Annotated in this window: 15 protein-coding genes and 7 pseudogenes; 17 read left to right on the top strand and 5 right to left on the bottom strand. The window is 43.9% G+C overall.

Translation table 11 applies throughout. The features are described 5' to 3' along the window. Positions 1-736: pseudogene (locus tag AC559G_RS08355) on the top strand (RHS repeat-associated core domain-containing protein); the annotation flags it as partial. After that, positions 733-1,170 (top strand): hypothetical protein, encoded by a 438-nt coding sequence (locus tag AC559G_RS08360; RefSeq protein ID WP_498912192.1) that lies wholly within the window; start codon positions 733-735, stop codon positions 1,168-1,170. The pseudogene AC559G_RS08355 and the gene AC559G_RS08360, both read left to right, overlap by 4 nt. A 50-nt stretch (positions 1,171-1,220) precedes the next feature. Here AC559G_RS08360 and AC559G_RS08365 read toward each other — a convergent pair whose 3' ends face one another. Further along, positions 1,221-1,559, bottom strand: coding sequence for a SymE family type I addiction module toxin (locus AC559G_RS08365; protein WP_498912193.1), 339 nt, complete (start codon positions 1,557-1,559; stop codon positions 1,221-1,223). A gap of 122 nt (positions 1,560-1,681) precedes the next feature. Between AC559G_RS08365 and AC559G_RS08370 the strand changes: the two are divergent. Together AC559G_RS08370 and AC559G_RS08375 are read left to right on the top strand one after the other, a co-directional pair. Beyond that, a pseudogene (locus AC559G_RS08370) lies at positions 1,682-1,772 on the top strand (RHS repeat-associated core domain-containing protein); the annotation flags it as partial. A 369-nt stretch (positions 1,773-2,141) separates the two neighbouring features. Continuing rightward, positions 2,142-2,432 carry a hypothetical protein gene (locus AC559G_RS08375; RefSeq protein WP_498912194.1) on the top strand — a complete coding sequence of 97 codons (291 nt, stop codon included), beginning with the start codon at positions 2,142-2,144 and terminating at the stop codon, positions 2,430-2,432. Positions 2,433-2,494: 62 nt separating this feature from the next. Here AC559G_RS08375 and AC559G_RS08380 read toward each other — a convergent pair. Next, positions 2,495-2,611 (bottom strand): annotated as a pseudogene (locus AC559G_RS08380) (SymE family type I addiction module toxin); the annotation flags it as partial. Positions 2,612-2,841: 230 nt separating this feature from the next. On the opposite strand from AC559G_RS08380, the pseudogene AC559G_RS08385 reads away from it, so the two are divergent. The 5 genes and pseudogenes from AC559G_RS08385 to AC559G_RS08405 all read left to right on the top strand — a co-directional run. Next, positions 2,842-3,360 (top strand): annotated as a pseudogene (locus tag AC559G_RS08385) (type IV secretion protein Rhs); the annotation flags it as partial. Positions 3,361-3,377: 17 nt separating this feature from the next. Next, positions 3,378-3,947 (top strand): hypothetical protein, encoded by a 570-nt coding sequence (locus AC559G_RS08390; RefSeq protein ID WP_498912195.1) that lies wholly within the window; start codon positions 3,378-3,380, stop codon positions 3,945-3,947. A gap of 159 nt (positions 3,948-4,106) precedes the next feature. Further along, positions 4,107-4,263 (top strand): annotated as a pseudogene (locus AC559G_RS08395) (IS1-like element transposase); the annotation flags it as partial. 662 nt (positions 4,264-4,925) lie between these two features. Further along, positions 4,926-6,440 (top strand): annotated as a pseudogene (locus AC559G_RS08400) (RHS repeat-associated core domain-containing protein); the annotation flags it as partial. A 1-nt stretch (position 6,441) separates the two neighbouring features. Then, positions 6,442-6,774, top strand: coding sequence for a hypothetical protein (locus AC559G_RS08405; RefSeq protein ID WP_498912196.1), 333 nt, complete (start codon positions 6,442-6,444; stop codon positions 6,772-6,774). Positions 6,775-6,835: 61 nt separating this feature from the next. On the opposite strand, the pseudogene AC559G_RS08410 reads toward AC559G_RS08405, so the two are convergent. Then, a pseudogene (locus tag AC559G_RS08410) lies at positions 6,836-7,030 on the bottom strand (SymE family type I addiction module toxin); the annotation flags it as partial. Between the two features lie 319 nt (positions 7,031-7,349). On the opposite strand from AC559G_RS08410, the gene AC559G_RS08415 reads away from it, so the two are divergent. From AC559G_RS08415 to AC559G_RS08435, 5 genes are all read left to right on the top strand, one after another. Further along, positions 7,350-8,027 (top strand): RHS repeat-associated core domain-containing protein, encoded by a 678-nt coding sequence (locus AC559G_RS08415; RefSeq protein WP_498912197.1) that lies wholly within the window; start codon positions 7,350-7,352, stop codon positions 8,025-8,027. A 13-nt stretch (positions 8,028-8,040) separates the two neighbouring features. Then, entirely contained in the window at positions 8,041-8,451 is a 411-nt protein-coding gene (locus AC559G_RS08420; RefSeq protein WP_498912198.1) for a hypothetical protein, read from the top strand. A 418-nt stretch (positions 8,452-8,869) separates the two neighbouring features. Continuing rightward, the gene (locus AC559G_RS08425) at positions 8,870-9,415 is read left to right on the top strand and encodes a hypothetical protein (protein ID WP_498912199.1); all 546 of its coding nucleotides are present in this window, start codon (positions 8,870-8,872) and stop codon (positions 9,413-9,415) included. A 257-nt stretch (positions 9,416-9,672) separates the two neighbouring features. Then, positions 9,673-9,954, top strand: a complete 282-nt coding sequence (locus tag AC559G_RS08430) for a hypothetical protein (protein WP_498912200.1) — start codon at positions 9,673-9,675, stop codon at positions 9,952-9,954. 88 nt (positions 9,955-10,042) lie between these two features. Next, positions 10,043-10,405 (top strand): hypothetical protein, encoded by a 363-nt coding sequence (locus AC559G_RS08435; RefSeq protein WP_498912201.1) that lies wholly within the window; start codon positions 10,043-10,045, stop codon positions 10,403-10,405. 368 nt (positions 10,406-10,773) lie between these two features. Here AC559G_RS08435 and AC559G_RS08440 read toward each other — a convergent pair whose 3' ends face one another. Together AC559G_RS08440 and AC559G_RS08445 are read right to left on the bottom strand one after the other, a co-directional pair. Further along, entirely contained in the window at positions 10,774-10,905 is a 132-nt protein-coding gene (locus AC559G_RS08440; RefSeq protein WP_268993238.1) for a hypothetical protein, read from the bottom strand. Between the two features lie 115 nt (positions 10,906-11,020). After that, positions 11,021-11,077, bottom strand: coding sequence for a hypothetical protein (locus AC559G_RS08445; RefSeq protein WP_498912419.1), 57 nt, complete (start codon positions 11,075-11,077; stop codon positions 11,021-11,023). 279 nt (positions 11,078-11,356) lie between these two features. Between AC559G_RS08445 and tri1 the strand changes: the two genes are divergently transcribed. The 3 genes from tri1 to AC559G_RS08460 all read left to right on the top strand — a co-directional run bounded on the left by tri1 (position 11,357) and on the right by AC559G_RS08460 (position 13,500). Further along, the gene (gene tri1 / locus AC559G_RS08450; protein ID WP_498912202.1) at positions 11,357-12,454 is read left to right on the top strand and encodes an ADP-ribosylarginine hydrolase Tri1; all 1,098 of its coding nucleotides are present in this window, start codon (positions 11,357-11,359) and stop codon (positions 12,452-12,454) included. Positions 12,455-12,898: 444 nt separating this feature from the next. Beyond that, positions 12,899-13,183: a damage-inducible protein J gene (locus AC559G_RS08455; RefSeq protein ID WP_498912203.1), complete on the top strand. Its 285-nt coding sequence runs from the start codon at positions 12,899-12,901 to the stop codon at positions 13,181-13,183. Next, positions 13,180-13,500 (top strand): type II toxin-antitoxin system RelE/ParE family toxin, encoded by a 321-nt coding sequence (locus AC559G_RS08460; protein ID WP_416260214.1) that lies wholly within the window; start codon positions 13,180-13,182, stop codon positions 13,498-13,500. The genes AC559G_RS08455 and AC559G_RS08460 overlap by 4 nt, the downstream gene beginning before the upstream one ends. The last annotated feature ends 52 nt before the right edge of the window (positions 13,501-13,552 follow it).

Raw genomic sequence — 13,552 nt, forward strand, 5'->3', positions numbered from 1 at the left:
GTTATGAGCCGCTGGCGCGTATTGACGGCATAGCGCCGGCACAGGTGTTTTATTTCCATAATGCGCCCAACGGCGAACCGGAAAGCCTGACGGACAGCGACGGCACGGTGCGCTGGCAAGGCCACAGTAGCGCCTGGGCAAGTTAAGCTACGGGGAAAACCAGCAGACGTTGGATTATTCCCAAAACCTGCGTCTGCAGGGCCAATACCTGGATCGCGAAACCGGATTGCACTACAATTTGTTCCGTTACTACGATCCGGATATCGGCAGATTTACCCAGCATGACCCGATAGGGCTGCTTGGTGGAATAAATCTGTACCAATATGCTCCCAATCCGTTGACTTGGATCGATCCGTTGGGGTTAACTAGCGGATGGGTTAATCCGAATGACATTAATTTTTCGCAGCGAACTATTTCAGCAAATGATTACTCTGAAATAATGAGAAATGGTCAATGGGATTGGAATAGATCTCCATTAAATGTAATTGATGTTGATGGTCAGTTAGTCACTTATGATAACAGACGATTGGATGCTGCTTTAGAAGCAGAGCTAGATAAAGTTAAGGTCACTAAAGTGGATCCTAACTCACCTCACCCTGATTCAACAACTGGGAAAACATGGTGGGATAAATTCCAACAACGCTTCAAAGATAGAAGAAATATCAAAGCTGGAGGTGTTGTGCCGGATAAAGGATTAAGCTCACGCCCGACTAAGTCGTCAAAAGGTTGCAAATGAAAAACATTATTGTCAATTTATGGAAAAATGAATCATTGCCAATAAAAGATGCTATTTATTTTTCTGATGATAGCTCTTTTTTTTGTAAAATAACATCTTACCCTGTACCTCACATAGAGAAAGGCGGAGAGTTTGATCTGCTTAAATTTTATGAGGAAAATGCAGATGAGGTTACTAATATTGATTGCCTTAAAGAAATAAGACTATCTAATAACGGTTATTGTTGCATTGGTGAAGGAAGCTATGGTTCCGAAGGATTTATAGCCTGCTTGGATAAAGATAAAAATTTAATATGGGTTATTTATTCAGAGAATTCAAATCCAATTATAAATGTTTTCGAAGATGCTGAAGGTGTTATTATAGCAGAGTCAAGCGCTGAGTTTAGACTGAAAATAAATATAGATAATCCTTTGGGGTTAGAATTAATTATTTGAACAAAATCCGGAAGCGATCGCAACGATCCTTCCGGCTTTTTTATTATCGGTCAGTCACTGCCCGTAATCCCCGCCAGATCCAACCCGCCGGGAAAGCGGTTAAGCCAGTCGGCGGCGGCGCGTTCATCGAACGGCTCCCGGCCTAATCCTTCCAGACAGTGCCAGAGTTCACTAATATCCTGCACGGTGATGACAATGCAGCCCGGCATGATACGCAGTTTGAGTGGCTGCCCGGTGCTGAACCCGGCTTCCTGTAGCCACTTGCCGCTGATGTTGATGGCGGGCGTGGAGGTATCGCCCTTGTTGGGGCGGTAGCCGACGCGCTGATAGCGCTCGTGCTGAGAGATTTTAAAAACGGCGGTGTCTGGCGTAAAATGCGCGTCAGCCATAGTCAACAGCACAAGGGAAGGCGGTAGCATGACCGATTTTCTGCACCATGGCGACGGAATGTAAGGTAACTTACAGCCGAAACCGGTAGTACGACGCGGGAATCGGATGAATTGTTGCACTTGACCCGATAGGGCTGGAAGGTGGGCTGAACCTGTATGCTTACGCGCCTAATCCGCTGACTTGGATCGATCCTCTGGGGTTGGCAAGATGTAGTAGTGCGTCTGGTCAATTGTCTAAACTCAGAGGAAAATCCGTCAGCCAGATAGAGAAAATTCTGGCTAAAAATGGTTTCACTCAAACTAAAGTCAGTAACAGTGCAGCAAGAAACCAAGTCTGGAAACATTCCGATGGTTCTGAAGTACGAATCCATCCATATGGTAATCAGTCAATGAACATGAAGAATGGGGATTTAACACCCAAGTCAGGTCTAAATGCACATATACATAAAGAAAATCCCTTAGGCGATCAGCTTGATGATTTCGGTAATATATCGTCAAATCCAGATTTAACTCACATTGGAATTAAGAATCCTTCAAATTATCCGAGTGTCAGAAATAGGCCTCACGTGAGTGGAAGATAAAATGAGTTATGAATATCAATTAATTAGTTATATTGAGCCGACTGATTTGTATAGAAAGGTGAGGTCTCTGATAGCTAACTCACCTGATTACGTAACTATCTTTTCGGACGAAAATTCGGCTGGATTTAAAAGTAAAAATTCGGAATCAAAGTGGAGTTCAGATATTGATTTATCTTTTTCATCTAGCGGTGTTTTTTTAGAAATTCATGCTGGGAATACTAAAAAGTTATTGAAGTATATAAACGATAGTTTAATTCACTCTGATGTATCTATTGATATTGAAGAGCAATGAAATAATAATAAGCCGGAAGCTATCTTAACGATCCTTCCGGCTATGTTATTTTTCACCACCCGCTAAAGATTAATCTCGGTCTCAATCACTATCCTGCCCCACTCAACGGTAACCGTTATCGGCATGCCGGTAATAAATCCCATATCTTCCAGCCAGCAGCCTTTAAGGTTGATGGATGACGGCGGGTTGACTCTGCCGTTTTACGAGGCATATCCTACCGTGTAGTAACATTATGTTTTATCTGCTTTATTTACCGCGCTGTCTAGCTTAGAATGCGTCTCAATCATAGTCAACTTTCTCATCGGCGGGCGGTAGCGTGAGCGATTTTCTGCACTATGACGATGGAATGGAGGTAACTTACTACTGAAACAGGTAGTACGATCCGAAAGTCGGATAGATTATTGCGCCGGACCCGATTGGGCTGGCGGGGGGGATAAACCTTTATCAGTATGCGCCGAATGCTTTGGGGTGGATCGATCCATGAGGATTATCTGCTGATGATTTAGTACGCTATAAACCTAACTCAACTATCACTGCCGAGCCAGGAGCAAGAGCTACAGCAATTAGCCGTGCATGGGGTGAGGAGCGTGATTTAGTGGCTGCGGGAGGCGGGACGCGAAACTGGACTATGGCAGAAAAAGAAATAATCCTCAATACTAAAAATAATCGACAACTCACTTCAATAATGTCTGAAATGGGATATACAGGTCATCATATCAATAGTGTTAAAGGCAATGGTGAGCTTGGAGCTTTATGGCAGGGGGATGCGAGAAATATTGTATTCTTACAAAACGCGAATCATCCCTCTGGTTTTGATGAGCATCTTCACAGTCTTCAAGGGCACAGGGGTAATTTTGAAAACCCTGGTAAAGGACGACTCATAGATCGTGTGGCAACAAGAGCAAGAATGACCAAGTGCAAAGCCTAATATTTCCAGGAGTGATTATGTCTAAAATAAATGAAGCACTTAATAAATTAATTTCAACTTTAAATACATATTCAATCACAGGAATTGATTCAAAGACACTCCCTGATGATTTAAGTGATTTAATAAAAAACAAAATTAAATCATCAGATTACTTGCTTGAATTTTATTCAAAAGTGAAGCCAAATAATATAAAAATAGAAACTGGTTATTCCCCCATAAAAATATTCTCACTTGATACCATCACTGCTGCTCAATCAGGATATCAAAGTTTTTCTAATGACTCATTAGTTATTGCTGATGATTTCGGTGGCGGAAAACCAATAATTGCAATAACCAGTGATTTTCACACACCCATTTATGCTAATTATGACACTGGCAAACCATTTAAAATAGCCGATGATTTTATAAGTTTTATTCTATGTTTAGCAGAAACAATTGACATTATTTATGGTTCCTTTAATATCTTTGATATTGCAGATAATGATGATGCCATTAAGGTTGAGTTTGTCGATGAGTTAAAATCTCGAGTAGAAAGTATTATTGGCATATCAAACTTTGCTTCTTGGCTTGATTACTTATACGGTTGACATAGTTAATTTATTGGATTATTGGGGCGTGACGCTGACTTGCTGACCGCGTATGCTCTTCACTTTGGATGTAATACATGGAAAAAGTTGATGTCGTGCAATGAAACCCATTGTGTTCGATGTAACGGACATTCAGCATTCAGAACTCTACGTTAGATCTGCAAGCTCTGCTCAAAAAACTTTTAGCTCAACTTTAGCTACTCCGGGGCTAAACCAGACACACCAGTCCATTATTAATATGGCGATGAACGGGTCTGGATGTCGCGATACCGCACAAGTTCTCGGTATCAGCCTCAATACACTTTTTCAGGACCTTATATATTATGGAGAGCAATTCCCTGATGTCATATTATCTGTAATGGAACAAAAAACTCATCTTCACTTGAAGAATATACGAGGGCATTAAATTATTAATTGAAAAATCAAGATTCAATGACGCTCGCCAGGTTTATAATTATTCTAAAATAACGAATAATAATTCAATGGTAGATGGTCTGTACAAAGTAATTTAGTTATTGTCGTGTAAACTCATAACAATTAACTAACTCACGCTCCCGCCCAGCTTTCCTCCCTGACAGAGTGTGGGAACTGGGGGCTGACGACCGCCTGATCGCATTACGCAACGAAAACGACGAAAGCTATGCCTTCCGCTGGGGCGCCGGTAACCTGCTACTGGAAGAAACCGGGCTGGACGGCGTTAGCACGCGTTACCGCCATGACGAATGCCGCCGGGTCATTGAACGTGCTTTTGCCGCCAATACCCCCGACACGTTTTCACACTTCTTCAGCCACAATGCCGCCGGGCAACTGACCGCCAGGCAGACGCCAGACGGAGAAACCCGCTACCGTTACAACGCTGTCGGCCAACTGCTGCAGGCGGCCTTCTACCGGGGCGATGTCTGGCAAGGCTACGCGCAGGAAGCCGAGAGCGACGTCCGCTTCCAGTATGATCTGTTGGGCCGTGTGATTAATGAACAAGGCATTAACGGCGCACAGGCCTATTCTTACGATGCGCTCGGCAACCGGACGCAGATCCTCCTGCCTGATGGCTGTGCGCTACGCGCACTTTATTACGGCAGTGGTCATTTGCTGCAACTGGCGCTGGATAATGTCACGATCAGCGAGTTTGAGCGCGATAATCTGCACCGTGAGCTCAGCCGCACTCAGGGCCGCCTGACCCGCCGGGTGCATTACGATCGGCTGGGCCGCAAGGATCGCCTGGAGATACACCGCACTGACCGGCCGCGCCCGGCGCCGGCCAGCCGCTCACGCCAATGGGCCTATGACTACCAGAACAACCTGACGCGCGAGGAACACAACGCCAACCCGTTTGCCTATCGCCACTATCACTACGATGCCGCCGGGCGGCTGTTGGCACAGGAAGGCTCCCTGCCGGATACGGAGCATTACCGTTACGATCCGGCGGCCAACCTGCTGGACGAGGGACAATTCCGCCAGCGGCACAACCGGGTAACGCACTATAAAGGCATCAATTACCGCTACGATACCTTCGGCCGTACGGTCGAGAAGCATAAAGATCGCTATCGCTGGCATTATCGCTATGACGCCGAACACCGTCTGACCGAAGTAATACGCCACAGCACGCACTACAATGAGCCGGTGCAGCATGTGCAGTTCCGTTACGATCCGCTCGGGCGCCGCACCCATAAACAGGTGTGGCTGCAAAGCCGGGATCTGCGCCAGCCTGCCGGGCAGCGGCAAACCACCACCTTCCTGTGGGAAGGCTTCCGGTTGCTGCAGGAAACCCGTGATGGCACCCCACTCACCTATGTGTATGCTGATCAGGGCAGCTATGAGCCGCTGGCGCGTATTGACGGCATAGCGCCGGCACAGGTGTTTTATTTCCATAATGCGCCCAACGGCGAACCGGAAAGCCTGACGGACAGCGACGGCACGGTGCGCTGGCAAGGCCACAGCAGCGCCTGGGGCAAGTTAAGCTATGGGGAAAACCAGCAGACGTTGGATTATTCCCAAAACCTGCGCCTGCAGGGCCAATACCTGGATCGCGAAACCGGATTGCACTACAATCTGTTCCGTTACTACGATCCGGATATCGGCAGATTTACCCAGCATGACCCAATAGGGTTGGCGGGTGGGATAAACCTTTATCAGTACGCGCCGAATGCGTTGGGGTGGATCGATCCGTGGGGGCTGGCGAAGTGTTCAACTGAAAAAACTCGTGTTCGTCATTATACAAATAGAAAGGGTTCTAATGCGATCGAGGAAAGCGGAGTAATAAGAGCTCATGATAATAATCGTGTCTATGTAGAGCCTGCAAAAAATAAACCTCTGAGTTCAGTCAAAGCAGAAACTAAATATCAAATAGGTCGTGGCCGTGGTCGCGATTATATAGAGACAGATGTGCCAACAGATTCTTTAGAGTGGGTGAGGAACCCTCGTTATCATATAGATGAGTTGACAGTTAAAGGCGATGTTAAACTAGATAATCCTAAAATATTTAGGAGGAATTAATTTGAACTTACTAAAAAATAACGAGAAAATATCTCTATCGGGAGAGGAGGCAATCAATATTCTGATTGAAGTGGAGTATATGCTTATCTCGTTAAGGGATATTGCCCGTCATTATTATGACAACCCTGATGGAGAAATTAGTGCTGAAAAAAGAGCATTGTATTGTGAAGAAACCACAAAATTTATTGATGAAAACGAGATTACTAAAAGACTAGCTAATATAAGAGGTACGATCACTGAAAAATTTAATCTTGAGCTAGGTGATGATGATATGGATGATATTGAAAGAGCAATGGATAATATAACTTATTGGAAGCCAAGTAATTTAAAGTAGCCGACTGAAAATAAAAAGCCGGAAGCGATCTAAACGATCCTTCCGGCTTTTTAATTATCGGTCAGTCACCACTCATAATCCCCGTCAGATCCAGCCCACTGGGAAAGCGGTTGAGCCAGTCGGCGGCGACGCGTTCATTGAACGGCTCCCGGCTTAATCCTTCCAGACAGCGCCACAGCTCCCGAATATCCTGCACAGTGATAACGATGCAACCCGGCATCACACGTAACTTGAGTGGCTGCCCGGTGCTCAACCCGGCATCCTATAGCCACTTGCCGCTGATGGTAATGGCGGGTATGGATATGTCGCCTTTGTTGGGCCTATAATCGACACGCTGATAGCGCTCCGGCTGAGAGATTTTAGAAACGGGATATCTGGGTAGAATGTATGGATACGAATGTCATAGATAACAGTAAATAAAAGCCGGAAGCGAGCCCAGCAACCTGCGCCCTGAACAGGCTACGCGTTACCTTTATCAAGAAAACAGTTGGGAACCGCTGGCGCGCGTCGACAGTATCGGCGAAAGCAGCGAGGTCTACTGGTACCATACCGAGCTGAACGGCCTGCCGACACGCATGACCGACGAGCACGGCAACCTGGTGTGGCAAGGGCAGTTTTCCGCCTGGGGCGAAACCCGCAGCGAGAGCACCCCGCAGCCGTTGGCAACCCCGCAGAACCTGCGTTATCAGGGGCAATACCTTGACCGGGAAACCGGACTGCATTATAACCTGTTCAGGTACTACGACCCGCAGTGCGGTAGGTTTACGCAGCCGGATCTGATAGGGCTGGCGGGTGGGTTGAATATCTATGCTTATGTCGGAGATCCGTTAACTTGGGTGGATCCGCTAGGCTGGATGAGTTGCTCAACTGATGTAGCAAAACTTGCTCGGAACTTAGGACCACAACCTCTAGGCGGCGGAAAATATGATGCCCATCATATTGTCATGTCCAATTTCTCAGATGCGCGAATGGTTGCGTTGAGGCAGCGAATGGACGAACTCAATATTGACATTAACGATTCAAAAAATGGTGTTTGGCTTCCAAATACACGTGCAGATCGTATTAATGATACATTAACAACGGCTCATAAAGGTAATGGCATTCATGGTAATACTTATAAACAATATGTTTATGATAAGCTTATTAACAGCCAAACTGATAAAGAATTTTTGACTGCCCTTAAAGAAATTAAAACTGAGCTTGCAGCAGGGAAAGTATTCCCCCTTGCTAGTGGTAAAATTCCAGTTTTATAAAAAGGAAAACAAAGTGAAGCACATTGCAGAAAGAATCAAAAAAAACCTAGGTAAAGTATCATCTCTTTTATCTTCGAAGGATTTTTTGTTAAATAGAATTGAGTCAATTAACTCTGAGAATGAAGAAATAAAATCATGGTCTAAGTTTAATGCATTTAGTATTATCCCCTTTTACAATGAGTTAACTGGCTTTAAAACCGGAGATATGCAATATAAAGAACCAAAAAACAAAAAAAATGTATATTGCTATATTTACGATAACAACTCAATAATTAAAGTATTAAGCTATAATTCAAAAGGAAATGTAGAAGACACATCATATATAATAAGAAAAGACAGTGAGATTATTGAGGTGAGAAAGAAAACAAAGGTTACATTGTGGCTATTTCTCAAATTTTTTTGGATGCAAAAAATAGACCAATAGAAGCATATTATGCCAATGATGACGATAACATTTCAGGATATCATTATTTTTATGATGGGAGTTCAATAAATAAAATCCTAACAGTTAGCAATACTTCCCCGCTGCCTTATGTGATATTGTCATGTGAATATGACAATGAGTCAAAAATAAAAGAGATATATTTTGAAAGTGACAAAGGTAAAGTTAATGTTTTCCCAAGATAGTCATTATTTAATCAGTAACACATCTTATCACAGAGAGATGAACTTGATACGTTAATGCATTTTTGTGGTTCTTAATAAAATCATTCAAAAAAATTGACGGCGGTAACCCCTCACCAAGCATTATCTGAAAATCGGTAAAACCTCCTGACTGGCGCTGGCAATAAATATTTTCAATAATGGTATAGAGAAACTTGAGAGGTTAAATTAATAACTTCATGCTAGAAGAAAAGAAGAAATTGATATTATCTTTAATGATGAAAGAAATTGACTACTCTATATTTATTGATGACTATAATAATCTTTTCGATGGACTCGATGTTTGCAGAGACCTTAAAATTGCACGTAATCTTAAAGATTCAGATGCAGTCGATCTTTTTTTGTATCTGGGGACTGTCGTATCCTATAAGTATTCCTGCGTGAATTTATTGAACAATCTTATTATAGATACTTGGCATACTAAGCATGAAGAGTTCGCGAGGTTGTTATCGATATATAAAGACAATACTAGTGTAGATTATCTTTATAAAGCTTCCTTGCTGAACCTTGAATACTTAGAATATGATGAAGATCATGTTTTAGCAGATAAGTGCATTAGAGCGCTAGCGAAAATAAATAGTGCGGAATCCATTGAAAAACTGGACATTTTATCTAAATCAAAAAATAAATCCATAAGTAAAAGTGCAAACAAACAGCTTAAAAGGATAAAAGTATTCAAGAACAATTGTTCTGATTCATTCGGCGTCAAACCACCATTATATTAATGGGGGCTGAGTTGGATATAATATCCCGTGGTGTAATTCGTTATCGCGCTCATAGCTTCGTTAGGATTTGAGAATCAACAATCCATTATCCACGCCATTTTAAGGCTTCGGAAGAACCAGCAATTTTCCACCGACTCAGATTTTACTTTATCTAATATCTTCACAGTAACTGCCTGAAATTTCTTCTGGTATAAGATCCACACCTTCTGCCCGTAAGTCAACGGGTACAAACTTAATATCATTTTGACGGTTTTAATATGGGATTAGAATTGGATTACATTGGTGATAATGCATGGAATGACCTTGTTAAATCCTTTCATGGGGTATATTCCAATGCAGATGTGGATATTTTAACAGAAAAAATGTGCGGTGCACGCGACATGGCTATTGTTATAAATGGAAAAATAGGATTAAAAGGAGGGCTTGAATGGATGGAGCGAAAAGTAAAAATTCTTGAAAATATCCGTCCTTTAGATTGCCTAAATGATCCCGAGTTAATTAAACGACTCCGTCAATATTTAATAGAGTTACCATGCTAAAACATTTCATGTGAACCTTGATTGTATATCCAATAGGTCGACTGATCAAAAATCAATTTATTTTTAAGGCGAGATTTATTTTAACATAATGAAAAATTCAATAAAAAGCCCTATATTATTACATGATGGTCTTGAAAATGATTTCATTCATAAAAAAAACTTTATTGATTGCCCATATTGTGGCAGTCATGTAGTTTTTACGGTTTTCAATTCTAAACGATTTGATCTGGAGGATGAGTTATTTAAAAAAGAGATCGAAAGTCATATTAATGGCGTAAAAGAAAATGCAATAAATTCTGGGTGTTATAATTACAAAGGGGATGCAATATGTTTTTTTGAGAGTAAATGCTCTCTTCATAAACATAATGTTTTAATATTTTTTACATTTTCAGAGATTCAACCTGCAAGATATATATCTTACCTTATAGGTGTTTTTGGCCAGAATAGTTAATTTGTTATATTGAGTCTGTAATATGAGATTTAGGTATACTTTGACTATTTATATGGGTTGGGAGCGATTCTAGCCTATGCCCAGCAGCTCAGATAAACTATCTGTAACCTAAACAATCCGCTGCCGTACGCGCTGTTTCAACTGGCGCATATCGCGGCCCGCATTGAACGACGTCATCAGATACAGGCGAACCATTTTCCCAGGTAGACGTATTGATGATCCCAACCGCTGCCGTTTCCGGGTAACTCTATCAAAAGACAGTTGAGAACCACTGGCGCGCGTCGACAGTATCGGCGAAAGCAACGAGGTCTACTTCTTGCCGGGCAGTAGCTCAATCTCCATCGGTTGGCCGAGCAACCCACTGCGGGTCAGCACCAGCCCGTTGCGATACAGACGTATACGAACAACGTCCCGGAGCTAAACTCCACCTGAGACAGCTCGTCGCAGGTCAACGTCAGCTCCGGTAGTTCACCGAAATAAAATACCGTCTCAATACTCATTACTCACTCTGCCCGTCCATCCCGCCGGGAAAGCGGTTAAGCTAGTCGGCGGCGGCGCGTTCATCGAACGGTTCCTGGCTTATCCTTCCAGATAGTGCCAAAGCTCCGGAATATCCTACACAGTGATGACGAGGCAACCCGGTATGACACGCAGCTTGAGCGGCTGCCCGATGCTGAACCCGGCCTCCTATAGCCACTTGCCGCAGAGGGTAATAGCGGGCGTGGAGGTGTCGTCCTTGTTGGGCCGGTAGCCGACATGCTGATAGCGTTCGTGCTGAAAGATTTTAAAAACAGTGATATCTGCCGTAGAATGCGCGTCAGCCAGAGTCAACTAAGTGAATTATTACTGAAACGTCTAAAAACAGCTTTAATGCGTATGCCGTGCTAATAAATTTTATTAGTATGTCTGATTATAATTCGTACCATACACGCTATCTAGTTGGAGGTTATTTTGTTAGATTTGCATACAGATGTTTTCTCTTTAAAAAATTTTATTCATGAGAATTACCCATACGTAATACCTGATGGCTATCATCAGGCTTTTCAGGAAGAATGTGGTCTGCACCTGGATTATAATCGGTGGCTTAGCGATCCATCCGATTTACCAGACTGGCTACATTCCGTCGGGCCACAGCTGAGTGAAGAAAAATTACTGGACAGAGCGAAAGGCTCTCTTGTTGGCCTTGCGGCTGGTGATGCAGTTGGCACCACGCTTGAGTTTTTACCTCGCGACCAAAAATACGTCGATGATATGATTGGCGGTGGTCCATTCCAACTTAAAGCGGGGGAATGGACAGATGATACGTCTATGGCGCTTTGCCTGGCCGAAACTTACCTACACTGCCATGATCTAAACGTGACCGATTTTAGAAATCGTTTAGTGAACTGGTATCACTATGGTACAAACAGTTCGAATGGCATTTGTTTTGATATCGGCAATGCAACTCGTCACGCGCTGGAGGCTTACCTGCAATATGGGGATGAGTGGTTCGGCAATAATGATGCGCACACGGCTGGAAACGCGGCAATAATACGTCTGGCTCCTGCCGCTATTTTTCATCGTCATTCTTTACTACATACCCTGGCACAATCTGAATTACAAGGTAAGGCCACTCATGGAGCGATAGAGTCTATGGACTGCTGCCGTCTGCTGGGAATGATACTGCATCATTTACTTAATGGCGCGGACAAATCTGAGGCCCTGGCAACAAAAACTTGCCCTTTGAATGCCAGAACAGCGCTAATTAATGCGGGAATTTACAAAAATAAAACCCGGGAACATATTCGCTCTAGCGGATATGTGATTGACACGCTTGAAGCAGCGTTGTGGGCTGTTTGGAATACATCGAATTTTCATGATGCTATTTTATTGGCTGCAAATCTGGCTGACGATGCCGATAGCGTCGCAGCGACGACTGGACAAATTGCAGGGGCGCTGTATGGATACTCTGGAATCCCGCAAGTATGGCGGGATAAACTGGTTGAGGAAGAACGTATTTCTGTTTTAGCTGAACAACTATGGGGTCATTCTGATCCATCTAAAAGATAACATTAATGCTGGAGTTTGCTTGTAACATCAAAAATTGTCGCCCAATTACATTACTGCCTCAGTCAAACGAAAGAAATCAGTTCATATGTAAAAATCCAAATAAAAACCTTAGAAAAATAAATTGCCAAATCAATATTAGCCATGTACTCAGAACTTATCTTACCGGCTTTGAAGTAAGTCGGCGGCGCGTTCATCGAACACTTCCCGGCTTAATCCTTCCAGACTGTGCCACAACTCCCGCAGATCCTGCACGGTGATGACGATGCAACCCGGCATCTTGGGCCATAAGAAGCTGGAGGCGACACAGGTCTACACCCGGACGTCATCGGGCACTCACAAAAAGTGCATGGAAAAATACCGCCGACTAAGCGTAAAGCGAAGAAGAGGAAAAAACAGGAAAAGTAGCATAAAATGACAACACGAATGACACCACAGGAGGCAGCGATGAGCACTATCCACTTCAGAATCGATGAGGAAATCAAACGATTGGCGATGCGGGCCGCCGAGCGTCATCAGGTCACGCTGACGGAGTTGATGCGTCAGCGGGCGGAAGAGTTGGCCGAAGAAGAGCGGCAGCATCAGCGTAATGTCGGTGATGAATGGCTTGAGGCACAAGTACGGGAAGCGTTCTCTCGTTATGATGCGGGAGAAAGCGAGCTCATCAGCAATGAGGATGCCAGTCAGCGGATGAATGAACTGAAAGCGCGGGCGGCGCGAGGTGAGTTGTGACAGTCAGTGTGCGTTGGGAAAAACGAGCGCTGGCAGACCGTGAAGGTATCTATCGTTACCTGTATAAAGAAGCCGGACTGGATGTGGCGAATGGAGCGGATGACAAGTTCGAGTCGGCGGTTTCGCTGCTGGAAGCCACGCCGGAAGCGGGGATCGATATAGGCAATTCAGGGGAGAGAAGAAAATTGGTGCTGACAAAGTTCCCGTTCATCATTATCTATGCGCTGAAACGAAAGATAAACGAAGTGCATATCCTGCGGATATTACATACCTCGCGCAAGGTGTCGGCGAAATACCAGACGCAACAGAAAAGTTAGCTTTCTCTTTTAGAACAACACCCAACCCAAAGCCGGCCTCCTTGCCCGGCTT

Origin of the sequence: Gibbsiella greigii, from assembly GCF_039540155.1 — a bacterium.
Lineage (GTDB): Bacteria > Pseudomonadota > Gammaproteobacteria > Enterobacterales > Enterobacteriaceae > Gibbsiella > Gibbsiella quercinecans.

Coding starts and splice junctions, on each gene's coding strand:
- AC559G_RS08455 (WP_498912203.1), top strand. CDS start 12,899: ATGAGCACTATCCACTTCAGAATCGATGAGGAAATCAAACGATTGGCG.
- AC559G_RS08365 (WP_498912193.1), bottom strand. CDS start 1,559: ATGGCTGACGCGCATTTTACGCCAGACACCGCCGTTTTTAAAATCTCT.
- AC559G_RS08390 (WP_498912195.1), top strand. CDS start 3,378: ATGTCTAAAATAAATGAAGCACTTAATAAATTAATTTCAACTTTAAAT.
- AC559G_RS08425 (WP_498912199.1), top strand. CDS start 8,870: ATGCTAGAAGAAAAGAAGAAATTGATATTATCTTTAATGATGAAAGAA.
- AC559G_RS08435 (WP_498912201.1), top strand. CDS start 10,043: ATGAAAAATTCAATAAAAAGCCCTATATTATTACATGATGGTCTTGAA.
- AC559G_RS08375 (WP_498912194.1), top strand. CDS start 2,142: ATGAGTTATGAATATCAATTAATTAGTTATATTGAGCCGACTGATTTG.
- AC559G_RS08440 (WP_268993238.1), bottom strand. CDS start 10,905: ATGAGTATTGAGACGGTATTTTATTTCGGTGAACTACCGGAGCTGACG.
- AC559G_RS08360 (WP_498912192.1), top strand. CDS start 733: ATGAAAAACATTATTGTCAATTTATGGAAAAATGAATCATTGCCAATA.
- AC559G_RS08430 (WP_498912200.1), top strand. CDS start 9,673: ATGGGATTAGAATTGGATTACATTGGTGATAATGCATGGAATGACCTT.
- AC559G_RS08415 (WP_498912197.1), top strand. CDS start 7,350: ATGACCGACGAGCACGGCAACCTGGTGTGGCAAGGGCAGTTTTCCGCC.